18 protein-coding genes and 1 pseudogene are annotated in these 24,956 nt (G+C 72.7%); 13 read left to right on the forward strand and 6 right to left on the reverse strand.

Annotated elements, in window-relative coordinates; genetic code table 11:
- The coding region (locus AB1673_12905; GenBank protein ID MEW6154870.1) for a hypothetical protein at positions 1–268 on the reverse strand (268 nt) is incomplete at its 3' end.
- 105 nt (positions 269–373) lie between these two features.
- A complete protein-coding gene (gene moeB / locus AB1673_12910) occupies positions 374–1,555 on the reverse strand; it encodes a molybdopterin-synthase adenylyltransferase MoeB (GenBank protein MEW6154871.1) in 1,182 nt (393 codons plus the stop codon).
- A gap of 105 nt (positions 1,556–1,660) precedes the next feature.
- Here moeB and AB1673_12915 point away from each other — a divergent pair, with 105 nt between their 5' ends.
- The 6 genes and pseudogenes from AB1673_12915 to AB1673_12940 all read left to right on the forward strand — a co-directional run bounded on the left by AB1673_12915 (position 1,661) and on the right by AB1673_12940 (position 8,237).
- The gene (locus AB1673_12915) at positions 1,661–4,741 is read left to right on the forward strand and encodes an AAA family ATPase (GenBank protein ID MEW6154872.1); all 3,081 of its coding nucleotides are present in this window, start codon (positions 1,661–1,663) and stop codon (positions 4,739–4,741) included.
- A gap of 81 nt (positions 4,742–4,822) precedes the next feature.
- Positions 4,823–5,203 carry a nuclear transport factor 2 family protein gene (locus AB1673_12920; GenBank protein ID MEW6154873.1) on the forward strand — a complete coding sequence of 127 codons (381 nt, stop codon included), beginning with the start codon at positions 4,823–4,825 and terminating at the stop codon, positions 5,201–5,203.
- 199 nt (positions 5,204–5,402) lie between these two features.
- A complete protein-coding gene (locus tag AB1673_12925) occupies positions 5,403–5,912 on the forward strand; it encodes a SigE family RNA polymerase sigma factor (GenBank protein MEW6154874.1) in 510 nt (169 codons plus the stop codon).
- A gap of 374 nt (positions 5,913–6,286) precedes the next feature.
- A pseudogene (locus AB1673_12930) lies at positions 6,287–6,517 on the forward strand (hypothetical protein).
- A 615-nt stretch (positions 6,518–7,132) separates the two neighbouring features.
- Complete coding sequence (locus tag AB1673_12935; protein MEW6154875.1) at positions 7,133–7,264, forward strand: hypothetical protein; 132 nt, start codon at positions 7,133–7,135, stop codon at positions 7,262–7,264.
- A gap of 280 nt (positions 7,265–7,544) precedes the next feature.
- Positions 7,545–8,237, forward strand: a complete 693-nt coding sequence (locus tag AB1673_12940) for a hypothetical protein (GenBank protein MEW6154876.1) — start codon at positions 7,545–7,547, stop codon at positions 8,235–8,237.
- A gap of 211 nt (positions 8,238–8,448) precedes the next feature.
- Here AB1673_12940 and AB1673_12945 read toward each other — a convergent pair whose 3' ends face one another.
- The 3 genes from AB1673_12945 to AB1673_12955 form a co-directional block, all read right to left on the reverse strand.
- On the reverse strand, positions 8,449–9,957 hold the full coding sequence (locus tag AB1673_12945) for a leucyl aminopeptidase (GenBank protein MEW6154877.1): 1,509 nt from the start codon (positions 9,955–9,957) through the stop codon (positions 8,449–8,451).
- Positions 9,954–10,541, reverse strand: a complete 588-nt coding sequence (locus AB1673_12950) for a cob(I)yrinic acid a,c-diamide adenosyltransferase (protein MEW6154878.1) — start codon at positions 10,539–10,541, stop codon at positions 9,954–9,956. Before AB1673_12950 ends, AB1673_12945 begins: the two co-directional genes overlap by 4 nt.
- 154 nt (positions 10,542–10,695) lie before the next feature.
- The gene (locus AB1673_12955; GenBank protein ID MEW6154879.1) at positions 10,696–11,199 is read right to left on the reverse strand and encodes a hypothetical protein; all 504 of its coding nucleotides are present in this window, start codon (positions 11,197–11,199) and stop codon (positions 10,696–10,698) included.
- A 127-nt stretch (positions 11,200–11,326) separates the two neighbouring features.
- On the opposite strand from AB1673_12955, the gene metH reads away from it, so the two are divergent.
- Together metH and AB1673_12965 are read left to right on the forward strand one after the other, a co-directional pair.
- Entirely contained in the window at positions 11,327–14,782 is a 3,456-nt protein-coding gene (gene metH / locus AB1673_12960; GenBank protein MEW6154880.1) for a methionine synthase, read from the forward strand.
- A 34-nt stretch (positions 14,783–14,816) separates the two neighbouring features.
- On the forward strand, positions 14,817–16,439 hold the full coding sequence (locus AB1673_12965; protein ID MEW6154881.1) for an ABC-F family ATP-binding cassette domain-containing protein: 1,623 nt from the start codon (positions 14,817–14,819) through the stop codon (positions 16,437–16,439).
- 58 nt (positions 16,440–16,497) lie between these two features.
- Here the strand turns inward: AB1673_12965 and AB1673_12970 are convergent, their stop codons facing one another.
- Complete coding sequence (locus tag AB1673_12970) at positions 16,498–17,478, reverse strand: NAD(P)-dependent alcohol dehydrogenase (protein ID MEW6154882.1); 981 nt, start codon at positions 17,476–17,478, stop codon at positions 16,498–16,500.
- A 180-nt stretch (positions 17,479–17,658) separates the two neighbouring features.
- On the opposite strand from AB1673_12970, the gene AB1673_12975 reads away from it, so the two are divergent.
- Genes AB1673_12975 through AB1673_12995 form a run of 5 tightly spaced genes read left to right on the forward strand, consistent with a single transcriptional unit; the run spans position 17,659 to position 24,948 of the window.
- Positions 17,659–18,321 carry a TetR/AcrR family transcriptional regulator C-terminal domain-containing protein gene (locus AB1673_12975; GenBank protein MEW6154883.1) on the forward strand — a complete coding sequence of 221 codons (663 nt, stop codon included), beginning with the start codon at positions 17,659–17,661 and terminating at the stop codon, positions 18,319–18,321.
- A 43-nt stretch (positions 18,322–18,364) separates the two neighbouring features.
- Positions 18,365–19,090 (forward strand): hypothetical protein, encoded by a 726-nt coding sequence (locus tag AB1673_12980; GenBank protein MEW6154884.1) that lies wholly within the window; start codon positions 18,365–18,367, stop codon positions 19,088–19,090.
- A complete protein-coding gene (gene pyk, locus AB1673_12985) occupies positions 18,996–20,414 on the forward strand; it encodes a pyruvate kinase (GenBank protein MEW6154885.1) in 1,419 nt (472 codons plus the stop codon). Before AB1673_12980 ends, pyk begins: the two co-directional genes overlap by 95 nt.
- Complete coding sequence (gene hrpB / locus AB1673_12990) at positions 20,411–23,068, forward strand: ATP-dependent helicase HrpB (protein MEW6154886.1); 2,658 nt, start codon at positions 20,411–20,413, stop codon at positions 23,066–23,068. Before pyk ends, hrpB begins: the two co-directional genes overlap by 4 nt.
- On the forward strand, positions 23,065–24,948 hold the full coding sequence (locus AB1673_12995) for an ABC-F family ATP-binding cassette domain-containing protein (GenBank protein MEW6154887.1): 1,884 nt from the start codon (positions 23,065–23,067) through the stop codon (positions 24,946–24,948). Before hrpB ends, AB1673_12995 begins: the two co-directional genes overlap by 4 nt.
- Positions 24,949–24,956: the final 8 nt, after the last annotated feature.

A 24,956-nucleotide genomic window follows, 5' to 3' on the forward strand; every position in this document is an offset into this window, starting at 1 on the left:
CGGCGATCTCGCCCCGGAGGGCGGCGCCCTGTTCGGTGAGGTCGGACCTCAACTCGGCGATCTCGCCCCGGAGGGCGGCGCCCTGCTCGGTGAGGTCGGACCTCAACTCGGCGAGATCGCCCCGGAGGGCGGCGCCCTGCTCGGCCACGTCGGACCGCAGGGCGACGTCGCCCCGCGGCAGCAGGGTCATCAACGTGCCGGCCGGGCCGGGGCCCAGCGCTTGTTCGAGGGCCTGGAAGAGCTCCAGGCGCATGGGTTCAGTAGCCACGACATCCTTCCCCGCCGGGGCGCGGCCCGGCTCAGCGTCACGCGATGCAGGGGGAAGAGCACATACGGAATGCTACCGGGAGCACCGAGGTAATGCGTGGGCGTGTCAGCCCCCAGGGGGCCGGCGGGGGTGGGGCATGCAGAGCTCGTCGTACTCGGCGATGACCAGTTCGCCGGCGTCGGGCCCGCAGGCCGGGCACGAGGGGTCCCGGGGCACCTTGAAGGTGCGGAAGGACTCCTCCATGGCGTCGTAGGCCATCAGGCGACCGACCAGGGGGTCGCCCAGGCCGAGCACGAGCTTTATGGCCTCCATGGCCTGGATGGTGCCGATGATGCCCGGCAGCACACCCAACACGCCCGCTTCGGCGCACGAGGGGGCCATCTCCGCGGGTGGCGGCTCGGGGAAGAGGCAGCGGTAGCACGGGCCCACGTAGGGGTGGAAGACCGTGGCCTGGCCCTCGAAGCGGAAGATCGATCCGTGCACCACGGGGATCCTCTTGACCAGAGAGGCGTCGTTGACCAGGTAGCGGGTCGGGAAGTTGTCGGCCCCGTCGATGATCACGTCGTAGCCGTCGATGATGTCGAGCACGTTGTCGGCGCCCAGGCGCACGTCGTAGCCCACCACGTCGACATCGGGGTTGAGGCCCACCAGGGTCTTCTTGGCCGAGTCGACCTTGCGCTCGCCCACCCGGTCGAGGTTGTGCAGGATCTGGCGCTGCAGGTTGGACTCGTCGACGGCGTCCATGTCGACGATCCCCAGGGTGCCCACCCCGGCGGCCGCCAGGTAGAGGGCCGCCGGTGAACCGAGCCCGCCCGCGCCCAACAGCAGCACCTTGGACTCCAGCAGCCGCTGCTGGCCGGCCTCGCCCACCTCGGGCAGCAGGAGGTGGCGGTGGTAACGGCTGCGCTGCTCGGCGCTGAGGACCTTGGGCGTGTGCCACTGGCGCCCCTCGTTCTTCCACTTGTTGAACCCGCCGGCCATCGAGACCACGTCGGTGTAACCCAGCTCGGCCAGCGTGCGGGCCGCGAACACCGACCGGGTGCCGCTGGCGCAGTAGATGACCACCGGGGCGTCGTGGTCGGGGACCTTGTTCTCGACCTGGCTCTCGAAGTGGCCGCGAGGGACGTGGACGGCCCCCGTCAGCGCGCCCTGCTCGAACTCGGCCGGCTCCCTCACGTCGAGGGCGACGGCCCGCGGGTCGGCGGCCAGCAGCCGGGCGGCGGCCTCGGTGTCCACCTCACGGATCTGGGCTCGGGCCCGGGCCAGGAGGTCTCGGAAATTGGGCATGGGCAGCTACCTCGCTCGGCGACAGGTACGACCAGAAACCCTACCGCGCAGGTCAACATTCCCGCTCCCCCCCATGAGGGCTCCCGCTTCGTAGGCTGTGTGCCGATGTCCGCATTGCCCGTCGTCCCCCCCGGGGTCGTGGGTCGCGACCAGGAGTGGGCCCGGTTGGCCCGGGTTCTCGACCGGGGGCGGGTGGGCCGGGGGTCGGTCCTGCTCATCGCCGGTGAACCGGGGATCGGCAAGACCCGCCTGCTGGTCGATGCGGCGGCAGTCGCCAGCGCGTCGGGTGCCCAGGTGGGGCACGCCACCTGTAGCCCGGAGGGACGGCCATACCGGCCTTGGCGTCAGGTCCTGCGGACGTTGGGCCGGCCCGAGGTGCTCGAGGGCACCCGGAACGGGCCCCACGGTGACCCCCCTGACGACACTTCACGATCGGTGTTGTTCGAGGCCGTCGACGATGCCTTGTCAGACCTGGCCGGCCTCGCACCGGTAGTCGTCGTGCTCGATGACCTCCAGTGGGCCGATCCCGCCTCCTTGCGACTCCTCGCCCTCGTGGGAAGGTCACTGGCGGCACGTTCGGTGGTGGTGCTCGGCGCGTTCCGCGACGGCGAAGTCGGGCCTGGACATGGGCTCGCGGGCGTAGTTGGCGACCTCGGTGCCGCCTGCTCGGTCATGTCGCTCGGCGGCCTGGCCCCACAAGCAGTGGGCGCTCTCCTGTCAGGCGAGCTGGGGAACGTGGGGCCCGAGGTGGCGGCCGCCGTGCACGCCCGCACGGGAGGCAACCCGTTCTTCGTCACCGAGGTGGCCCATGCCGCCTCGGTGGACCGCGGTTCTCTTGACGACGTCCCGCCGGTCGTTGGCGAGGTGGTCCGGCGCCAGGTGGCCCGCTGCGGTCCACTGGCCCGCCACCTGCTGGAGGTGGCCGCCGTGGCCTGGGGCGCGAACGAGCTCGGGCTTGTCGGCGAGGTCCTGGCCACGAGGGGGGCGGACCTTGTAGCGCCCGCCGAGGAGCTCTGCCGGTCCCGCTTGTTGGTGCGCGAGGGACCGGGCTACCGGTTCCGCCACGACATCGTTCGTGACGCCGTACTGGCCGCGATGACAGTCGAGGACCGGGCACGCCTGTCGTGGGCCGTCGGATCAGTGCTGCGCGATCGCAGGGGCCCGGGGCGCGTCGAGGAGGCGGCCGCCCTCCTGGAAGCGGGCGTGGAGGCGGGCGATGTCGCGACGGCCGTGGACGCGGCCCTGGCCGCTGCCGCGGCCGCGTCGGCGGCCCTCGGCTTCGAGGTGGCAGCTGGCCACCTGGCCTGGGTGGTCGAGCGGGCCCGGGCTGGCGGCCTACCCAGGTCCGGGCCTGACCTGGTCGAGACGCTCCTTGCCTTGGGCGAGGCTCAGCTGAACGCCGGGGACTGGGACGGCGCCAGCAGGACCTTCGGGGAGGCGGCCGACGGGGCACGCGCCGCGGGCCGCGCCGACCAGTTGGCCCGGGCTGCCCTCGGTCCTGGGACCGGCCTGGCGGGGTTCGAGGTGAGAGTCGGGGACATGGCCCAGGTGCGGATGCTCGAACAGGCGGTCGTGGCCCTCGGCGACGCCGACAGCTGCGAACTGGCCTATGTGCTGGCCCGCCTGTCGGTGGCCCTGCCGCCCACCCTGTCCAACGAGAGGCGGTCCGAGCTCGCCGGCCAGGCGGTGGACATGGCCCGCCGCCTGGGAGACCAAGCGTGCCTGGCCCACGCCCTCGCCGCCTGGTGTGACGTGATCGCCGGCCCGGCCCACATGGAGGAGCGGTCGGCGGTTGCTCGCGAGATCGTGGACGTTGCCTCCCGAGCTGAACGCGTCGACCTCGTGCTCCTCGGGCTCCGGCTCCAGGTGGTCGCGCTCTTGGAGGCCGGTGACTTCCGGGGCGCCGACGAAGCGGCGAGGTCCTTCTCTGCCCTGGCGGTGCGGGCCGCACCCATCGTCCGCTGGTACGACCCGCTGTGGCAGGGAATGAGAGCCCTGCTGGAGGGCCGGGCCGAGGTCGCGGTGGCGCGGGCGGACGAGGCCGAGGAACTGGGCCGGCGGGCGGGGAGCACCAACGCGGCCCTGCTGGCCGACACCCTTCGCTTCGCGGTGGCCGACCAGGGGGGCCGTGCCCCGGAGCCCGGGCTGGCTCATCGCCTGGCTACCTGGTGCGAGGCCGCGCTCCTCGACGACCCGGAGAACTGCCAAGCCCGCAGCCTGGCCCTGGCTCTGTCGTGGACGGGCCCCGATCTCAGGGCCCTGCGGGACCACCTCGACTCGCTGCTGGCGGCGGATTTCGGCCGGCGCGACGCCGAATGGCTGGGCACCGTCTATGCCGCAGGGCGAGCGGCCATCCTGCTCGGGGACCGGGAGGCGGCCCGGGTCGTGCGGCACCGCCTCGCCCCCTTCGGCCACCTGTGGTTGGTGGACGGTATAGGCGCAGCCCTTTACGGCGTGGTCGAGGAGGCCCTGGCTGCGCTCGACCTGCTGATCACCGGCGACACCGGCGGCGCCGGCGCCGCAAGAGACAGGCTCGCCTCCGTCGCCCGGATGTACGAGCTTCTTCCCGCGCCGTTGCTGGCGGCCCGCGCCCGCCGATGGCCGGAGGTCCTGGGCGCGGCCCGCCAGCCGCCAGGCACCGCCGCGGCTGGCCCCGAGACCGGCGTCCTCCGCCGGGATGGGCCGGTCTGGCGCATCGGATGGGCCGGACGGTGGGCGAGCGTGGCCGACAGTAAGGGCATGCGTGACCTGGCCAGGCTCCTGGCCCGGCCTGCTCAGGAGGTCCCTTCGCTGGAACTGGCCGGGTCGATGGCGGGGCGTTCTCCTCAGCCCACAGTCGACGGTCCAGCGGTCGAGGCATACCGCAGGCGATTGCTGGACCTCAGGGCTGAGATCGACGACGCCGACGAGGCCAACGACCCGGAGCGGGCCGCCCGCGCCCGGATCGAGCTGGATGCGATCGTGGAGCACCTTGAGATGACGCTGGGCCTGGGAGGGCGGCCTCGGGCGATGCGCGACGAGCAGGAGCGCGCTCGCCAGGCCGTGCGAGCCCGCGTCCGCTACGCCATCGCCCGGGTTTCGTGCGAGCACCCCGGCTTGGGGCGGCACCTCGAAGGATCGGTCCGCACCGGGAGGTTCTGCAGCTACCGGCCCGACCGGCCTGTCCGCTGGGAAGTGAGCTCCTGACCTTCTCGCATCGCGAGAGCCGATCTCGCGCCAAGAGGTGCGAAGGGCGCCACGGAGGGGCCCGATCGGAGGGTGAACGCTATGGAACGTTCCGAGCAGGTGCGACAGCTGGTCATCGAGTTCTGCGTAGCCGTCAACGACCGTGACGAGGCGGCCGTCAAGGACCGGTACTCCTCGGGCCCCGGTGCCTCGCTGGTGGGTACCGACGCGCACGAGTACTTCGTGGGAGGTGACCAGGTCTTGTCCGCCCTGACCGCCCAGTTCGCCGAGTACCCCGACGCCACCCTCGAGCCCGGGGACGTCGTCGCCTTCGAGGCCGGGGACGCGGGTTGGTTCACCGACCGGCCCGTGCTGCGCTGGGGTGACCTGGAGCTGCCCACCCGCCTGAGCGGCACCGCGGTCCGGGAGGGGGGCCGATGGGTGATGGCGCAGACGCACTTGTCAGTGGCCCGTCCGGAGTGACGGCCAGACCAGGCGTCCGGCCGGGAACGGCCGGACGCCCTTCCGGTCAGGGCTGGGTGGCAGATCCGGCCACCCCCGGGCGAGTAGGCGCATGCGCCCAAATCAGGAATCCCCGCTCTGTTTCGCAACCTTTCACGCTGCTCGGGACTCTGAAGGGGGGAATCCGGAAAACGGCACCCAGCGGCAGGTCACCATCGTGATGAGTGTAGGGAGCGAGAACCGTGGTCAGGACTTCGCCAGCCTCTACGCGGCGCACTACGAACCAGCCTTGCGCCTCGCGTTCCTCCTCACCGGGAGCACGTTGGCATCGGAGGAGGCCGTTGCCGACGCCTTTGCACTCGTCTATCCGAAGTGGCAGGCCGGCACCGTCCAGATGTTCGGTCCGTACCTGAAGACCGTCGTTACGAACCAGGTTCGGAGGAACCGCCGGCGAGAGCGAGCGCGCCGCGATCGCTCAGGGGGAGCATCCTCCATCGACCGTCCGTTGCGTGTAGCTGAAAATGTCGCGCAACGGAGCGTGCTGTTCGCGGCGCTTCTACGTCTGCCTGTCAGGCAGCGCGCCGCGATCGTCCTTCGGTACTACGAAGATCTGACAGAAGCACAGACCGCCGAAGTCCTTGGAACAAGCGTCGGCACAGTGAAGTCGCAAGTCTCCCGTGGACTAGGACGTTTGCAGGCCATACTGACCGACACCACGGAGGGCGTGTGAAACACAACGATATCGAGTCCCTTATCCGACACGAGCTTCGTAGTATCGCGACGGCAGTCAACGCGTCGGATAGCGTCTATCCTCAGCCGCCGGTCCGGCGAGCTAAAGGGCCAGCGGGCCGCCGTCTTGGTGCCGGGCTGCTGGCGTCGGCTGTTGGCGCTGCGGCGATCGCCCTTCTCGTCCTCCGCGAGACAGACAAAGGCGCGAACGTCGAGATCACGACACAGCCGTCGACCGCCGATACGAGCACGTTCACCGTGCCGACGGTTGATGCGTCCACGGCAGTCGTTGAGGCCCGACCTGGCTGGCGTCTCATGGCTCGTTCTCCCCTAAGCGGGCGCCGTGGGCACACGGCGGTATGGACGGGAGCCGAGATGATCGTGTGGGGCGGCCGAGCGTCAGGAGGTCCCGACAAGAACGGCGCCGCGTACGACCCTCGTGTGGACCGCTGGCGCAGCCTCCCCGCTGCTCCGCTCGATGCGCGGCACGGGCACGTGGCGGTATGGAGCGGGAGCGAGATGATTGTTGTAGGAGGCAGGAACCAGCGCTCGGGCGCCGTCTTCTCTGATGGAGCGGCGTATGACCCGAAGCGTGACCAGTGGCGGCGCCTTCCGTCCGCACCCTTCGAGGCGAGGCTCGGGGATCAGTCAACAGCGGTATGGACGGGGGACGAGATGATCTTGTGGGGCGGTGACGTAGGCGCCGCAGGCGCCGCCTACTCTCCCTCGACCGACCGGTGGCGGATACTGCCGAGTTCGGGCCTCACTGCCCGTACCGGGCACACCGCGGTATGGACGGGGTCGGAGATGATTGTGTGGGGCGGCATTCCCTCGGCAGGAACGAGATTGTCACAGGGAGACCCGGAAATGATGTCCGACGGCGCTCGCTATTCGGCCCAGCACGATGAATGGCGTCCGATCGCAAGGTCGCCGCTCACCCGGGCCTTCCATGCCGCCAGTTGGACGGGACAGGAGATGGTCGTGGTCGGTGGAACCAGCAAGGGTGGCGCAGGCGGACAAGCGTTCGCTGCCGCCTATGACATCGAGGCTGGGAGATGGCGCACGGTCCCTTCGGCACCGCTTTCGCCACGGTCGTTCCTGACGGCCGTTTCGACGCATTCGGCTGTGGTGGTGTGGGGCGGAGAGGCCGGCTCGCCTCCCCACGGCCTGGATGACGGCGCAAGTTACTCTCCAATAGCGAACTCCTGGACCACATTGCCGATGAGCATGCTTTCGGCCCGCGGCGAGCACACGAGCGTCTGGACTGGGACGAGTGTGCTCATCTGGGGCGGGGAGGACGAGGGCTCGGGGACGCCCAGGGACGACGGTGCTCTCTTCACACCTGTCGGTTGAGCCTTCGGGGATTGCGCAGCACTTCGCAAGCTGGACCTAACCCGTTGCCTCGGGGACAGCGCCAGGCGAGGTGTATACCGGGCGAGCTGCTCTCCCGTCGGCAACACCGAGCCGCGCTTCGCCTCGAGGCGGGTGGGCAGCTCCAGGTCACGGAACGGCCGGACGCCTGAGATCCCCTTGACGTACGCTTGTGTATCAGCTAGAACACTGAAACGCCATGAAGTGTTCTCTTACTCGCTTCCTCCCTCAGCCACGCCCCGTTCGCTGGAGGGTTCCCGGCATGTCCATCCCGGCCTTCGACCACGCTTCCCCCGCCATCGCGTCCCTTCCGGTCAGGGCCTGGCCCGACCCCGTCATCGACGCGTTGGGCCACGACCCCCGTTCCCCCTATGTCGAGAAGTTCTGGCTGGGCATCCTCGGGCCCAGCACCACCTGGCTCCTTCGCCTCCTGGCCGCCGAGATCGAGGCTCATCCGGAGGGGTTCGAGCTCGACCTGGCCGAGACGGCCCAGTGCCTGGGGCTCAGCTCCCGGGGCGGCCGCCACTCGGCCTTCATGCGGGCGCTGGCCCGGTGCTGCCGCTTCGACCTGGCCGACAGCCGGCCCGACGGCACGCTGGCCGTGCGCCGGCGGGTGCCGCCTCTCAACCGGCGCCAGGTCCTGGCGCTGCCCCCCTCCCTGGCCGATGCACACCGGGCCTGGCAGGAGGCCGACCTGGCCGTGCCCGCGGCCGAGCAGCTCCGGCGCCGGTGCCGCCAGCTGGCCCTCAGCCTCATCGAGCTGGGGGAGGACCGCGACGCCGTCGAGCGCCAGCTCGTGCGCTGGAAGTACAACCCGATGGTCGCCCGGGAGGCGACGCTGTGGGCCACCGACCGCAGCGCCACCGGCCTCCCCCAGCCCTGGGCGGCGACCGCTGACCACGGCCCCGGTCCCCGCAACGGGAGCCTTGCCGGCCCCCGACCGGGGGCCGCCTGACCGCCACGGGCGGCCGCCGCCACCACGCCCGGCGGCCGTCCGTCTGACCCCGCTCGCCGGCCCGGACGCCCCCTCCCACTGAGGCTCTGACCCAGCCTCCCGGGCCGGCAGCGGGGCCGGCGGCACCGGAGCCGTCGGCCCCGTCCGCCGCCAGACGTGGGCCGTCCGCCGCCAGCGTCAGCCGCCAGACGTGGGCCGTCCGCCGCCAGCGTCAGCCGCCAGACGTGGGCCGTCCGCCGCCGTCAGCCGTCACCCCGGCCGGGGGCTCGAAAGCCATGATGAGCTCCACGAGGGTCCGCACCCCGAAGCCCGTCCCACCCTTGGAGATGTAGCAGTCGTCCTCGTCGCTGCGGGCCGGCCCGGCGATGTCGAGATGCGCCCAGGGCACCGACCCCACGAACTCCTCGAGGAACAGGCCGGCGGTGAGCGCCCCGCCCCAGCGGCCGCCGATGTTCTTGAGGTCGGCGACGTCGGAGTCGATGTGCTTGCGGTACTGCGAGGGCAGGGGCAGGGGCCACACGGGCTCGCCCGCCCGCTCGGCGGCCGCCTGTACCTGGGCCCTCCACCCGTCGTCGTTGCCCATCAGCCCGGCGATGCGCTTGCCCAGGGCCACCATGCACGCCCCCGTCAGGGTGGCCACGTCCACGATGGCGTCCACCCCGGCCTCGACGGCCAGCGACAGGCCGTCGGCCAGCACCAGCCGCCCTTCGGCGTCGGTGTTCAGCACCTCGACGGTCTTGCCGTTGCGGATGTGGAGCACGTCGCCGGGCTTGGTGGCCCGGCCCCCGAGCAGGTTCTCGGTGGCCGGGATGATGGCGATCACCCGCACGCTCGGCTCCAACGAGGGCAGCACCGACATGGCCGCCAGCACGGCCGCCGCGCCCGACATGTCTGTCTTCATGGTCTCCATGGCCTCGGCCGGCTTGATGGACAGGCCGCCCGAGTCGAACGTGATGCCCTTGCCCACCAGGGCCAGCGTGCCCCTGGGGTTGGGGGGCTCGTAGACGAGCTCGATGAGCCGGGGGGGCTGGTCGGAGCCGGCAGCCACGCCCAATAGGCCCCCGAGGCGCTCGACGGCGATGGCCGCCTCGTCGAGCACCGTCAGCGACAGGCCTCCTTCGCGCTCGACCACTTCGGCGGCCTTGTCAGCCAAGGCCTGGGGGGTCAGGGTGCCCGCGGGCTCGTTGACCAGGTCACGGGCCATGGCCACCGCCGCCGCCAACCGCACCCCCCGGTCGAACCCGGCCGTGCCCGCCCCGTCGGTCTCGGGGCCCACGGCCGTGAACGACTCCAGGCGGGGCGCCTTGGGGTCGGCCTTGTAACGGGTGAAGCGGTAGGCCCCCAGGGCCGCCCCTTCAGCCACCGCCTGGGCGGCCGTGGCCACGTCGAGGCGCCCCGACTCCACGGCCGCGGCCACCAGGGTGGTGGCCGCCCGCTCGTCCTTCCAGGCGGCCCGGGCGAAGGCGGCCGCGGCTCGGCGCAGGGCGTCAGCGTCGAGCTTGGCCGGGTCTCCGAGGCCGACGGCCACCACCGTGGGGCCGTCGCCCCCGGGCACGGCCATCGTCTCGCCCAGCTTGCCCTCGAACCCCCTGCGGGCCAGGTAACCGGCGTCGGGGACCACGCCCGCGCCCGCCGCGGGGGCCCGCTCCTCGAAGACGGGGGCACCGACGACTGTGGCGTTGCCGGGCAGTTCGGCGGCGTAGGAGAACGCGATGGTCAAGACAGCTCCTCGATGGGTTCGTTGGTCGGGGCCCGGGCGGGCAGGGGGGCGCCTTCCAGCCAGCGGGCCAGCGTCCACAGCAGGTCGGAAAGTCGGTTCAGGTAAGGCACTACGTGGGGGCCGGGGGCGGCGGCCGCCACCGCTCGGCGCTCGGCCCGGCGCACGACCGTCCGGGCGACGTCGAGGGCGGCCGACGGGACCGACTGGCCGGGCACGGCGAACTCGGTCAGGGGCACCGAACGGGCGCTGAAGGAGTCGATCACCGGCTCGAGCCGCTCGACCATGGCCTCGGTGACGGCCGTGCTCCCGTCTTCGAGGCGATGGCGCTGCCCGGGGGCGGCGGCCAGGTCGGCCATGAGCACCCACAGGTCACGCTCGATGCCAACCAGCAGTTCGTCGAGCTCACCCAGGTCGTCGGCGCCCTCGCCGGCCGGCCTGAGCGCCAGTGCGCGCGCCATGCCGATGGCGGCCTGGGCCTCGTCCACCGCGCCGCACGCCTCGATGACCGCCGAGTCCTTGGGGGCCCGGGAGCCGAAGAGCAGGCCCGTGGTGCCGTCGTCGCCCCGGCGGGTGTAGATCCTCACCGGGCCGGAGCCTACGCGGCGGGCGGGTCAGTCGAGGGCGGGGGAGAGGGTGGCGGGGGAGAGGGGGCGTCGCCGGGAGGCCCGGGCCCGTCCAGGAGGCTGGTGTCTAAACCCTCCCCAGGCGGCCGGCCGCCCAGTCTTGGGCTCGGCCGAACTACGAAGTGCTGGTCAGGGGCAGGTCGGCCGCTCGGCGCGAAGCGCCGATCGCGAAAGACACCAGCCTCCCAGCCGCGGCTGGGCCCGGGTTGGCAGCCTGCTCCGCCCGGCGCCGGGCGACGTCGCGCTGGTGGACGAGGACGGCCACGTAGCCGATCGAGGCGTTGAGCAGGAACAGGGCCACCACCCAGGCCACCCGCAGGGCCGGGACCACTCCCAGCACGAGGGAGCCGGCCAGAGCGCCCACGAGGCCTCCGAGCACGTCCCGACGGCGTTTGGCGGCGCTCACCCGGCGACGGGGCCGGCCCGTCTTCGACCCTGCCCCCGCTTGGCCCGCCCCCGCCTGGCCGGCCTGGGCGGCGGCCTGCGGGCCCTTGCCCAAGACGCCCATCTGCTCGGAGAAGCTGGCGATGAACTCGGCCCGCCGTTCGGCCCGGGCGCGCAACACCGGCGGGACCAGCACCGCGGCCCAGATCAGACCGAGCACGATGAACACAGACAAGCGGCGTCGCCCCCCTGGATTACGCCCGAACGTGCCTTACTACCACTTATCCACCGGCGGTGCACACGGGGCCCACATGCGGCAATCCGGTGAGGCCCTCCGGTGAGCGCCGGTAGCCTGGCAGGCGATGTCGTCCTACCTCGAAGGATCGTCCTACCTCGAAGCCGTACGCCAGAGGGTCGTCATCTACGACGGCGCGGCCGGCACCAACCTCCAGCTGCGCAACCTCACGGCCGACGACTTCGGGGGCCCGGCCCTCGAGGGGTGCAACGAGGTGCTCGTCGACACCCGGCCCGACGTGATCGCCGACCTCCACCGGTCGTTCTTCGAGGTCGGGTGCGAGGTGGTGGAGACAAACACCTTCGGGGCGGCATCGATAACCCTGGCCGAGTACGGGCTGGGCCACCGGGCCCACGAGCTCAACTTCAAGGGGGCCCGGATCGCCCGGGAGGTGGCCGACGGGTACGGCGGTTGGGTGGCCGGTTCGATCGGGCCCGGCACCAAGTTCCCGTCCCTGGGCCAGGTGCGCTTCGCCGAGATCCGAGAGGTGTTCGAGGAGCAGGCCCGGGGCCTGCTCGACGGTGGCGTCGACCTCATCCTCATCGAGACGGTCTTCGACCTGCTCCAGTGCAAAGCGGCCATCGTGGGCGCCCGGCGGGCCATGGCCGCCACCGGCCGCCAGGTCCCCCTCCAGGTGCAGGTCACGATGGAGCTGACCGGGCGCATGCTGCCCGGGACCGAGATCGGCGCCGCCCTGGCCACCCTCGACGCCCTGCGCCCCGACGTGATCGGGCTCAACTGCGCCACCGGTCCCACGGAGATGCACGAGCACCTGCGCCATCTGTCCCAGCACTGCCGGGTGCCCATATCGTGCCTCCCCAACGCCGGGCTGCCGTCGGTGGTCGACGGCCAGATGCACTACGACCTGACCCCCGAGCAGTTGGCCGACCACCACGCCCAGTTCGTCACCGGCCTGGGGGTAAGCGTGATCGGCGGCTGCTGCGGCACCACGCCCGAGCACCTGCGGGCGGTCGTCGAGCGCTGCCGCGACCTCGTGCCTGCCCGGCGCCAGCCCGTCCACGAGCCGGGGGCGGCGTCGATATACACCCACGTCCCGTTCCACCAGGACGTCTCGTTCCTGGTGATCGGCGAGCGTACGAACGCCAACGGGTCGAAGAAGTTCCGCGAGGCCATGCTGGCCGACGACTGGGACACGTGCGTGACCATGGGCCGCGACCAGGTCCGCGAGGGCGCCCACCTGGTCGACGTGTGCGTCGACTACACGGGTGAGGACGGCGTGTCCGACATGGACGAGATCGCCCGCCGGTTCGCCACCGCCGTCAACGTCCCCCTGGTGATCGACTCCACCGAAGCGCCCGTCGTCGAGGCCGCCCTGCAGTGGATCGGTGGCCGGCCCGTGCTCAACTCGGTCAACCTGGAAGACGGCGACGCCCCCGGTACGCGCCTCGACCAGTTCCTGACCCTGGCCCGCGAGTACGGCGCGGCCGTGATCTGCACGTGCATCGACGAGGAGGGCCAGGCCCGCACGGCCGACTGGAAGGTGCGGGCGGCCAGGGCAATCCGCGACCTGGCCGTCGAGCGCTACGGGCTCGAACCGTCCGACCTGTTCTTCGACCCTCTGGCCCTGCCCATCTCCACCGGCATGGAGGAGGGCCGGCGCGACGGCATCGAGACCATCGAGGGCATCCGCCGCATCAAGGCCGAACTTCCCGGCGTGCACACCGTGCTCGGGCTGTCCAACGTCTCGTTCGGCCTCAACCCGGCCGCCCGTCACGTGCTCAACTCGGTGTTCCTGCACGAGTGCGTGGAGGCCGGCCTCGATGCCGCCATCGTGCACGCCGGGCGCATCATGCCCCTGTCGAAGATCCCCGAGCGCCAGCGCGAGGTGTGCCTCGACCTGGTCTACGACCGCCGCCGTCCCGGCTACGACCCTCTCCAGGAGCTGATCGGCCTGTTCGAAGGGGTCAGCGCGTCGGCCGTCGAGAAGGAGGACCGCAGCGGCTGGCCGGTCGAGGAGCGGCTGCGGCTGCGCATCATCGACGGCGACCGCGACGGGCTGGAGGCCGACCTCGACGAGGCCCTGTCCACGACGCCCGCCCTCGACATCGTCAACGACACCCTGCTGGAGGGGATGAAGGTCGTGGGCGAGCTGTTCGCGTCCGGCGAGATGCAACTGCCGTTCGTGCTCCAGTCGGCCGAGGCCATGAAGACGGCCGTCGCTTACCTCGAGCCCCACATGGAGAAGTCCGACCAGGGGGGCAAGGGGCGCATCGTGCTGGCCACGGTCAAGGGCGACGTGCACGACATCGGCAAGAACCTGGTCGACATCATCCTCACCAACAACGGCTACGAGGTCCACAACCTCGGCATCAAGGTGTCGCTGGCCGAGATGCTGGCCAAGCACGAGGAGGTGGGCGCCGACGTGATCGGCATGAGCGGCCTGCTCGTCAAGAGCACGCTGATCATGCGCGAGAACCTCGAGGAGCTCAACCGCCGGGCCCTGGCGGCCGATGTGCCCGTGCTGCTGGGCGGGGCCGCCCTCACCCGGCGCTACGTCGAGCACGACCTGCGCCAGGTCTACGAAGGCCGGGTCTTCTACGGCAAGGACGCCTTCGAGGGCCTGCGCACGGTCGACCGCCTCATGGAGCTCAAGCGCAGCGGCACCGACGACCCGTCGTTCGGACGCGAGCTCATGGCCGCTCGGCCGTCGGGCTCGAAGCCCCAGGCCCCGGCCGGGCCCGTCCCCGTACCCGAACCCGACACCTCCAACCCGGTGTTCGTCCCGCCCTTCGTCGGCCACCGGGTCGTCAAGGGCGTCGCCATCGACGAGATCGCCGGGTGGCTGAACGAGACCGCCCTGTTCCGCAACCAGTGGCAGTTCCGGCCCGAGAAGGGTGAGAACGACGCCGACTTCAAGGACCGCATCCGGCCCGTTCTGCGCGAGGAGCTGGCCAAGGCCACGGCCGCCGGCGTGCTCGTCCCCCAGGTCGTATACGGGTACTTCCACGCCAACGGCGACGGCAACGACCTGGTCATCTGGAAGGACGAGTCCCGTTCCGGCGAGTGGCTGCGGTTCTCGTTCCCACGGGAGGGGCGTGAGCCCTACCGGTGCATCGCCGACTTCTTCCGCCCGGTGGCCTCGGGGGAGGCCGACTACGCGGCCTTCCACGTGGTGACCATGGGCTCGGCGGTGTCGGAGGCGGCGGCCGAGCTGTTCGCCGAGAACCGCTACCAGGAGTACCTCCTGCTGCACGGGCTGGGGGTCGAGATGGCCGAGGCCCTGGCCGAGTACTGGCACCTGCGGGTGCGCCAGGAGTGGGGCTTCGCCCACGAGGACGGGTCAAAGACCGACGTCCTGGTCCGCCAGGGTTACCGGGGGGGCCGCTACTCGTTCGGCTACCCCGCCTGTCCCTCCCTGGAAGACAACCTCAAGCTGGCCGACCTGCTGGGCGCCGACCGCATCGGCGTGGCGGTGAGCGAGGACTTCCAGTACGTGCCCGAGCAGACCACGTCGGCCCTCATCTGCCACCACCCCAAAGCCAAGTACTTCGTTGCCCGCTAGCGGTTAGCGGCCGCTGAAGGGGAACCTCGAGCACGTGCCTGCCACCCTCGTCGCCCGCGACCTCACGGTGTCTTTCGGGGACCACGTGGTGCTCGACCGGGTGGGCCTCACGGTCGCACCCGGCGACCGGGTCGGGGTGGTGGCGCCCAACGGCACGGGCAAGTCGACGCTGCTGCGGGCCCTGGCCGGCGTGCAGGCCCTCGACGGGGGTCGGGTGATGCTGGCCCCGCCCACGGCCACCGTGGGCTACCTGCCCCAGGAACCTGAGCGTCGCCCGGGCGAGACGGTGCGGGACTTCCTGGCCCGCCGTACCGGGGCGACCGGCGCGGGCCACGACCTCGACCTGGCCACGGCCGACCTGGCCGCGGGAACGGCCGGGGCCGAGGACCGCTACACGGCCGCTCTCGAACGGTGGATGGCCCTGGGCGGGGCCGACCTCGACAGCCGCATCGGCCCCCTGTGGGCCAGCCTGGGCCTGGCCCCGGGCCTTCTCGACCAGGACATGGCCACGCTGTCAGGCGGCCAGGCGGCCCGGGCCTCGATGGCGGGTGTGCTGCTGGCCCGCTTCGACTTGTTCCTTCTCGACGAACCGACCAACGACCTCGACTTCGACGGTCTCGAACGGCTCGAAGGCTTCCTGGCCGGTCTCGGCGCGGGCGCGGTGATCGTGTCCCACGACCGGGCCTTCTTGGAGCGCACCATCACGGCCGTGATGGAGATCGACGAGAACGAGCACACGGGCTCGTACTTCGCGGGCGGGTGGACGGCCTACCTCGACGAGCGGGCCACCGCCCGCCGCCACGCCGAGGAGGCCTACGGCGAGCACCGGGCCCGGAAACGGGAACTGCAGGAGCGGGCGCGCGAGCAGCGCCAGTGGGCGGTGCAGGGCGTGCGGGCCGTCAAGAAGAACCCCAAGGACAACGACAAGGCCCAGCGGGGTTTCTCCGTCAACCGCACCGAGAAGCAGGCGGCCAAGGTGAGGATCACCGAGAAGGCCATCGAGCGGCTGGGTTCGGTCGACAAGCCGTGGGAGGGGTGGGACCTGCGGTTCACGGTGGCCTCGGCCCCCCGCAGCGGCGACGTGGTGGCCCGCCTGGTGGGGGCGGTGGTGGAGCGGGGTGACTTCCGCCTCGGTCCCGTCGAGCTGGAGCTGCGGTGGGGGGACCGCCTGGCTGTCCTCGGGCCCAACGGCAGCGGCAAGTCGACGCTGCTGGGCGCGCTCCTGGGCCGGCTGCCGCTGACAGCGGGCGAGCGGTGGGCCGGGCCCAGCGTGGTGGTCGGCGAGGTCGACCAGGCCCGGGGCCGGCTGGCGAGCGGCGACACCCTGCTGGCTGCCTTCATGGCCGAGGCGGGGGTCGACGCCCAGTCCGAGGCCCGCTCCCTGCTGGCCAAGTTCGGCCTGGGGGCTGGCCACGTGGTCCGGCCCGCGTCCTCGCTCACCCCCGGCGAGCGCACCCGGGCCACCTTGGCCGTCCTCATGGCCCGGGGCGTCAACTGCCTGGTCCTCGACGAGCCCACCAACCACCTCGACCTGCCCGCCATCGAGCAGCTCGAAGCCGCCCTCGACAGCTACGACGGCACCCTCGTGCTGGTCACCCACGACCGCCGCCTGCTCGAAGCCGTCCGCATCACCCGCACCCTGACGCTCGGGGCCTGACCATCGCCATCGGCGTGCCGCTGCATCGTCACGGTCAGGGCGACGGGCGAGGCCACCCCTACAAGACGATGACGACCTTGCCTCGCACCTGACCGTCGAGGAGCAGGCGGACGGCGGCGGCGGCCTCGTCCAGGGGGTAGACCCGATCGACGGCCGGCGTCACAGTCCCGGTCTCGATCAGCTCCCGGAGAGCGTCGAGATCGGCGGCGTTCTCCGAGGAGATGAAGGTACCCAGCGTCTGGCTGAAGAACGGGGACAGGAGCACAGCCCGGACCTGGCGGCCGGACCCGCCGAGCAGCCGCCCAGTGGTCTCGCCGCCGGTGATCACGAGCCGGCCGCGGGGGGTGAGCAGCTGGCGGAGCTCGGACAACCGGCGGTTGCCGCCGATGTCCACGATGGCGTCGTAGCGGGACCCGTCTCCTCCGATGTCGCCGCCTAGGACGTAGTCGATCACGTGATCCGCCCCGAGGGAACGGACCAGGTCGACCTTGGCCGTGCTGCACACGCCCGTGACCTCGGCACCCAGGGACTTGGCGATCTGCACGGCGAAGCTACCCACGCCCCCGGATGCCCCGATGACCAGCACCTTCTCGCCGGCCCGGACAGCGGCACGGTCGCGAACCGCCTGCAGGGCGGCAAGGCCGGACACGGGCACGGCCGCCGCCTGCTCGAACGTGAGGTTGGACGGCTTGAGGGCCAAACGCGCCGGTTGGGCCACGGCGTACTCGGCGAAGGTGCCGTTGGTGGTTCCGTAGACATCGTCGCCCGGTCGGAACCCAGTCACTCCCGCACCGACCGACTCGACCGTGCCGGCCATGCTGCGGCCCGGGTTGAGGTACTTCGGCCGGCGTACCCCGAAACCGGCCACGCGGACCGGGTAGGGGAGACCGGACATGATGTGCCAGGTGCCCCGGTCGACGCTGGCCGCCCTAACCCGAACGAGCACGTCGCCGTCACCGCCCGCCGGCCGTTGGACCTCGGCCAGGCGCAGCACCTGCTCCGGTGCGCTGCCGTATTCGTCCTGTACGACGGCCCTCATCGTCGCCGTGTGCCCGCTCGTCGCTGCGTCATCGGTGGTGGCTGCTCGTGTCATGGTAACTCCTCGGGTCGCTGAAGGCTTACGTCGTAAGTAGTGTACCTTACATCGTAAGGTTGTCAACCCGGCAACCAGTGGCGACAGGGAGGCAGCAGGATGGTTGGCCCGACGAGGCCGGCACGGATGAGAGCGCCCCTAACCCGCGAGCGCGTCCTAAGCGAGGCGGCGGCGTTCGCGGACGAGCACGGCATCGCCTCGCTGAGCATGCGGAAGCTGGGCGACGCCCTTGGCGTCGAGGCCATGTCGTTGTACAACCACGTGGCCAACAAGGACGAGCTGCTCGACGGTATGGTCGACCTGGTCTTCGGTGAGATCGACCTGCCCAAGGCCGGGGAGGACTGGTCGTCGGCCATGCGCCAGCGGGCCATTTCGGTCCGCCACGCGCTAGGCCGCCACCGCTGGGCCATCGGCCTAATGGAGTCACGAGCCGCGCCCGGCCCGGCCACCCTCCGCCACCACGACGCGGTCATCGGTTGCCTGCGCGGGGGTGGCTTCTCGGTGGAGATGGCCGCCCACGCCTTCTCGCTGGTCGACAGTTACATCTACGGGTTCGCCCTCCAGGAGGCGAGCCTGCCATTCGACACCGCCGAGGAGGCGGGCGAGGTCGCCACGGTGATCCTCGGCGCCATGGGCAGCGGCGCCTACCCCCACCTCACCGAGCTGACCGTCGAACACGTGCTCCAGCCGGGCTACGACTATGCGGCCGAGTTCGAGTTCGGCCTCGACCTGATCCTCGATGGCCTGGCCCGGGCCGCCCGTCGGGCCCGGCAAGGCCGGGCCCGGTAGGGCCGGCGCAGTACGGCGGGGGCGTCGGCACCGAACACAGGTGATGCGCCGAGCCCTGCCTTACACCGGGTTGGCCGGGGTGGGCGTCATCTGGACGACACTGCTGGCCGCCACCGCCGCCAGCGGGTTCGACCTGTTCGGCGACCTGCCCCTCAGCTACGTGGGCACCGAACCGGGGTCGGCCTTGCTGTTCACGGCGGGCATGGCGGCCACGGCCCTGTTGCTCGTGGCCTTCCACGGCCACGTCCGGGCCCGGTTCGACGTGTCCTGGGGGTTCTCGGTGGCCATGCTGGTGGGCCTGGCCGGCCAGTTGGTGGCTGCTTTCGTGCCGGTGGGGGGAGACACGGTCGCTCACCGCGTGCACACGGTCAGCGCCCTGGTGCTCGGCGCGTCGCTCCCGCTGCTCATGTGGCGGTTCGCGGCCGCCTTGCCCCGGGGCCGGCGGCGGAGAGCCGGCTACCGGCTGTTCTGGGCGGAGGTGGCGGCCTGTGCCGCCGGGTTTTACCTGTCGGCCATGGGGGTGGCGGCGGTGGCCGAGGTCCTGCCTGCTGCGGCCTTCCACGCTTGGGTCGTCACGGTCACGTTCTGGGGCCTGGACCGGTCGCGTGCCGGACGGGTGGCCCCCAGGCCGCAGAATACGGGGAATGGAAAGACGTACGAAGATCGTCGCCACCATCGGGCCGGCGTCGGACGACCCGGCCACGCTCGACCGGCTGATGGCCGCGGGCATGAACATGGCGCGGCTCTCCCTGGCCCACGGGCCGGTTGAGGAGACCCTGGGGCGTATAGCTCGCATCCGCCAGGCGGCCGAGACCGCCGGCGCGACGGTCGGCATACTCGCCGACCTGCCGGGCCCGAAGGTCAGGGCGGCCAGCTTCCGGGAGTCGGGCGTCTACCTGAACGAGGGGGAGACCACCGAGCTGGTGGCCGCCGGCCCCGGAGCCACCGGCAGTGACTGGCGCCGGATCGCGGTGGACATGGCTGACCTGCTCGACCAGTTGCGCCCGGGCGACACGGTTGCCCTGGGTGACGGCGGGATCCGCCTGGCCGTGGAGACCGTCGAAGCCGACGTGGCCGTGGCCCGCATCGTGACGGGGGGCCGGGTCATGGGCCGGCCGGGGGTGGCCTTGCCGGCCAGCCGGTTCGCGGTCCGAACGCCCACTCCCGACGACCTGCGCCTGCTGGAGATCGTGTGCAAGGCCGGGGTCGACGCGGTGGCCATCTCGTTCGTGCGCGGACCGGCCGACGTGGAGCGGGTTCGGCTGGCGGCCGGTCCCGACGCCCCCATGCTGGTGGCCAAGATCGAGACCCAGGAGGCGGTCGACGCCGCCGAGGAGGTGATCGCCGCCTCCGACGGCGTGATGGTGGCCCGCGGCGACCTCGGCATCCGCTGCGCCCTCGAGGACGTGCCCCACCACCAGAAGCACATCATCCGCATGGGGGTGGCCTACGGCAAACCGGTCATCACTGCCACCCAGATGCTGGAGTCGATGGTGTCGGCCCCCACCCCCACCCGGGCCGAGGTGAGCGACGTCGCCAACGCCGTGTTCGACGGCTCCAGCGCGCTCATGCTGTCGGGGGAGACGGCCATCGGCCACGACCCGGTGGCCGCCGTGATGGCCATGGCGTCGATCGCCCTGCGGGCCGAGAGGGAGTTCGACTACCTACGCTGGGGCTCCAACCTGGGGGCCCAACAGGTGGCCGAGACCAAGGGCGCCCCCGCGCCGACGAGGATCACCGCTTCGCTGTCGGCCGCCGCCTGGCGGGCGGCCACCGACGTGGCCGCCGCCGCCATCATCGCCTGCACCAACAGTGGGGCCACGGCCCGGGCCATCTCCCGGTTCCGTCCGACGATGCCCATCTTGGGGGCGACGCCCTCGTCGCGCACGGCCCGCCAGCTCTCGGTGGCCTGGGGCATAACGCCCCTGCTGGTCGACCGCCAGGAGTCCACCGACGACATCGTCTGGTTCGCCATCCAAGCGGCCGTCGAACGGGGCATAGTCCACACCAACGACGTGGTGGCCGTGCTGGTGGGTTCGCCCCTCGACCCCGACCCCGCCTCGGACGTGCTGCGGCTGGTGCGGATCCGTTGACGGGCCCGGCGCCGACCGGGCTGCCGGTCGAGGCTTCGGTCCCCGCCGTGCAGGGCGCGCTGGCCACCGCCGGGGCGGCCGTCGTGCAGGCCCCGCCCGGGGCCGGCAAGACGACCGTGGTCCCCCTCCGGCTGCTCGACGAACCGTGGCTGCTCGGCCGGGTGGTCGTGCTCGAGCCTCGCCGCCTGGCCACCCGGGCCGCGGCCCGGCGGATGGCGTCGCTGCTCGGCGAACCGGTGGGGGCCACCGTCGGCTACACGACCCGCGACGAACGCCGGGTCAGCGCGGCCACGCGCGTCGAGGTCGTGACCGAGGGCGTGCTCACCCGCCGGCTCCAGCGGGCGCCCTCGCTGCCGGGCGTCGCCCTGGTCGTGTTCGACGAGGTCCACGAGCGCAACCTCCAGACCGACCTGGCCATGGCGCTGACCCTCGACACCCGCGCCCGGTGCCGGCCCGACCTCCGCCTGCTGGCCATGTCGGCCACCCTCGACACCGCCCGCGTGGCCGACCTGCTGGGCGGTGCGCCGGTGGTCAGCAGCGAGGGACGCCAGTACCCCGTCGAGGTGCGCTGGGCCCCACCGCGTCCCCGCCAGCGCCTGGCTGAGTCGGCCGCCGCCGCCGTCGAGCGGGCGCTGCGCGAGACCGAGGGCGACATGCTGGTGTTCCTGCCCGGGGCCGGCGACATCCGCCGCGTCCAATCCCTGCTGGCGGGCGTGGGTGACCGCGTGGACGTGCTGGCCCTCTTCGGGGCGCTGCCGGTGGCCGAGCAGGACCGGGCCCTGGAAGCGTCCGTCCCGGGGCGGCGCCGGGTCGTGCTGTCCACCGACATCGCCGAGACCAGCCTCACGGTCGAGGGGGTACGGGTCGTGGTCGACGCCGGCCAGGCCCGCATCCCCCGCTACGACGCCCGCACCGGGCTCAGTCGGCTTCAGACGGTGACCGCCTCGCGGGCGTCGGCCGACCAGCGGGCAGGCCGGGCGGGCCGCACCGAGCCGGGGACCGCCTACCGGCTGTGGTCGAAGATGGAGCACGCCGCCCGCCGGCCGTTCGCCACCCCCGAGATCGAACTGGTCGACCTGGCCGGCTTTGCCCTCGATCTGGCCATCTGGGGCAAGTCGGCGGCCGACCTCCGGTGGCTCGACCCGCCGCCCGAGCGGGCGCTGGACGAGGCCCAGGCCCTGCTGCGCTCGCTGGGAGCGGTGGACGGCGACGGGCGGCCCACCGGCGAGGGCCGGGCCATGGCCGAGCTCCCCCTCCATCCTCGCCTGGCCCGCATGGTCACGGGCTCGGTCGACCGTGGCCTGGGCCCGGTGGCGTGCGTGCTGGCCGCCCTGCTCGAGGACCGCGACGTGCTGCGGGGCACACCCGACGAGATCCCCGTCGACGCCGAGGTGCGGGCCCGGCTCATCGCCGACGACCGGGCCCGGCACCCGCTGGCCGACCGGGCCGCGCTGGCCTCGGCCCGGCGCCGGGCGGCCGAGATCGCCGGCCGAGCGGGCGTGGCCCCCGGCGCCGCCCGCGGCCGCCCCGCGGCGACCGGTGGTTACAGCCCCGGCCCCGGCGCGGGCCCCGGCCCGGGCCCCGGCCCCGGCCCCGGTCCCGGACCTGGCCCCGGCCCGGGGAATGGGCACGGGCCGGCTCCGGGGGAGTGCGGGCGGGCGCTGGCCCTGGCTTATCCCGACCGCATCGCCCAGGCCCGGGGCGGCGCCCGCTTCCGGCTCCGCAACGGGACGGGCGCGTGGGTGCCCAAGGGCGACCCGCTGGCCGACGAGGCTTTCCTGGTGGTGGCCGAGCTGGACGCCGACCGGCGTGACAGCCGGGTGCGGATGGCGGCCGCCCTCGACGCCGCCGACCTCGATGGGGCAGCCGGGGCGGCCCCCGAGACCTCTGTCGACCTCCACTTCGACGGCCAGCGGGGTGAGGTACGGCGGACCGTCACCCGGCGGCTCGACGGGCTCGTGCTCTCCTCGTCGGCCGGGCCGGCCGGCCCCGGGCCCGAGACGGTGGCCGCCCTGGTAGCCGAGGTCCGTGCCCGGGGCGTGGGGGTGCTGGCATGGTCCGACGGGGCCCGCGCTCTCCAGGCCCGGCTGTCGTTCCTGCGGGCGACCTTCGGCGAGCCCTGGCCCGACGTCTCCGACGGCGCCCTGGCCACCGGGGTGGAGCACTGGCTGCCGCCGGCCCTGCGCACGGGCCGGCTCAAGTCGGTCGACGTGGCCCGGGTGCTGAGGGGCCGGGTGCCCCTGTCGGTAGCCGGCCGCCTCGACGAGCTGGCCCCGGCCAACGTCACGGTGGCCTCGGGCCGTTCGCTGGCTGTCGACTACCGGGGCGAGAGGCCCAAGGTCTCCGGTCGCGTCCAGGACTTCTTCGGCACCACAGAGCACCCCACGGTGGCCGGGGGCCGGGTGGCCGTTCTCGTCGAGCTCCTGTCGCCCGCAGCCCGCCCCGTGCAGCTCACCTCTGACCTGCCCGGCTTCTGGGCCGGTAGCTACGCCGCCGTCCGCCGCGACCTGGCCGGCCGCTACCCCAAGCACCACTGGCCCGAAGACCCGTCAGCCGCGCCCCACCGCCCGCCCCGTCCGCCCCGCCCGGGCGGCGGGACGGGTAATGGGCGTGGCCGGCCCAACCGCCCGCCGGCCCGCAGGCGGCGGCGGTGATACTGGCCGACCTGGCGGGCGTGGCCGTGCGCCGCCCCGACCGCCCCCTGTTCGAGGGCCTGTCTCTGACCATGCGGGCCGGCGACCGCCTGGGGGTGATGGGCCGCAACGGCAGCGGCAAGTCGACCCTGCTACGGGTCATAGCAGGAGAGGCTGAACCCGAAGAAGGCGTGGTGCGCCGGGGCCGAGGCGTACGGGTGGGGTTCCTCGACCAGCGCCCCGCCTTGGCGCCGGGAACGGTCCTCGAGGCGGTAACGAAGGCGGGCGGGGCCCGGAGCTGGGAGGCCGAGGCCATATTGGACCGCCTGGGCATGGGCCCGCTGGTGGGCGCCGACATCGCCACCTTGTCGGGGGGCCAGGCCAAGCGGGTGGCGCTGGCCCGGGTGCTGGTGGCCGACGTCGACCTGCTCGTGCTCGACGAGCCCACCAACCACCTCGACGTCGACGCCATCGCCTGGCTGGAGGACCGCCTGGCCTCGTTCGCCGGCGGCCTCGTCCTGGTGACTCACGACCGCCACGTGCTCGACCGGGTGACGACCCGGGCGATCGAGCTCGACCGGGGCCGGGGCTACGTCCACGAAGGGGGCTACGAGGCCTACTTGGCGGCTCGTGCCGAGCGGGCCGACCGGGAAGCGACGGCCGAAGCCGTGCGGCGCAACCTGGCCCGCAGCGAGCTGGCCTGGCTGCGCCGGGGCGCGCCCGCCCGGACCCGCAAGCCCAAGGCCCGCATCGCATCGGCCACCGCCGTGGTCGAGGGCCGGGCTCCCGCCCCCGACCGGCCCGGTGCGCTCGACCTGGCCTCGGCCCGGCGGGGCTCGGCCACCCCCCGGCTGGGGGACAAGGTGCTGGCCCTGCACGAGGTGGGCCACCGCTTCGGGGACGGGCCGTGGCTGTTCCGCGACCTCGAGCTCGACCTCGGGCCGGGGGAGAGGCTGGCGGTCGTAGGGCCCAACGGGGCGGGCAAGTCGACGCTGCTGGAGGTCCTGGCCGGTCGCCTGGCCCCGGCCGAGGGCCGCCTCGAGGTCGGTCCCACGGTGCGCACGGGCTACTACGACCAGCTGGGGACCACCCTCGACCCCGTCCTGAGGGTGCGCGACGCGGTGGCCGGCCGGGGCGACCAGCCGTCGTGGGAGCAGCTCCAGCTCATGGAGCGGTTCTGGTTCGACGACGATGCCCAGTGGGCCACGATCGGCACCCTGTCCGGGGGGGAGCAGCGCCGCCTCCAGCTCCTGCTGGTGCTGGCCCGGCTGCCCAACGTCCTTCTGCTCGACGAGCCCACCAACGACCTCGACCTCGACACCCTGCGCGCCCTGGAGGACTACCTCGAAGACTGGCCGGGCACGGTCGTCCTGGTCAGCCACGACCGGGCCCACCTCGAGCGCACGGCCGAGGACGTGCTCGTGCTCGACGGCCAGGGCCACGCCACCGAACCCCCGGGCGGGTTCGCCGGTTGGCTCGACGCCCGCCGCCAACCGCTGCCGACGGCCCGGCCCTCGGCCCGTTCCTCGACACAGGCCCGTTCCTCGACACAGGCCCGGCCCGGGTCTCGGGCCTCGCCCCCGCCCCCGCCGCCGCCCCACGCCCCGCCGCCGGCTCAGCCCCACGCCTCGTCGCCCTCGGGGCCGGGGCGGCCGCCGGCCGCGCCCGCGCCGGACAAGGGGCGGGCCCGCACGCCGTCCACCCTGCGGCGGCTGATCGCCCAGGCCGAGCGGGACATGGCCGACCGCACGGTGCACCGAGACCGCCTGGCGGCCGCGCTGGCGGCCCCGGGGGACCACTCCGTGCTGGCCCGCCTGGCCGGGGAGCTGGCGGCCGCCGAGGCGGCCGTGGCCGAGGCCGAGGAGCGCTGGCTCACCCTGTCCGAGGAACTGGGCGCCTGAGGGGGCCG

The organism is Actinomycetota bacterium, assembly GCA_040754375.1.
In the GTDB taxonomy this organism is placed as follows: domain Bacteria; phylum Actinomycetota; class Acidimicrobiia; order Acidimicrobiales; family AC-14; genus JBFMCT01.

Coding starts and splice junctions, on each gene's coding strand:
- AB1673_12980 (MEW6154884.1), top strand. CDS start 18,365: ATGCGCCGAGCCCTGCCTTACACCGGGTTGGCCGGGGTGGGCGTCATC.
- AB1673_12935 (MEW6154875.1), top strand. CDS start 7,133: ATGAGCATGCTTTCGGCCCGCGGCGAGCACACGAGCGTCTGGACTGGG.
- metH (MEW6154880.1), top strand. CDS start 11,327: ATGTCGTCCTACCTCGAAGGATCGTCCTACCTCGAAGCCGTACGCCAG.
- AB1673_12940 (MEW6154876.1), top strand. CDS start 7,545: ATGTCCATCCCGGCCTTCGACCACGCTTCCCCCGCCATCGCGTCCCTT.
- AB1673_12970 (MEW6154882.1), bottom strand. CDS start 17,478: ATGAGGGCCGTCGTACAGGACGAATACGGCAGCGCACCGGAGCAGGTG.
- AB1673_12915 (MEW6154872.1), top strand. CDS start 1,661: ATGTCCGCATTGCCCGTCGTCCCCCCCGGGGTCGTGGGTCGCGACCAG.
- AB1673_12920 (MEW6154873.1), top strand. CDS start 4,823: ATGGAACGTTCCGAGCAGGTGCGACAGCTGGTCATCGAGTTCTGCGTA.
- AB1673_12925 (MEW6154874.1), top strand. CDS start 5,403: ATGAGTGTAGGGAGCGAGAACCGTGGTCAGGACTTCGCCAGCCTCTAC.
- moeB (MEW6154871.1), bottom strand. CDS start 1,555: ATGCCCAATTTCCGAGACCTCCTGGCCCGGGCCCGAGCCCAGATCCGT.
- AB1673_12975 (MEW6154883.1), top strand. CDS start 17,659: ATGAGAGCGCCCCTAACCCGCGAGCGCGTCCTAAGCGAGGCGGCGGCG.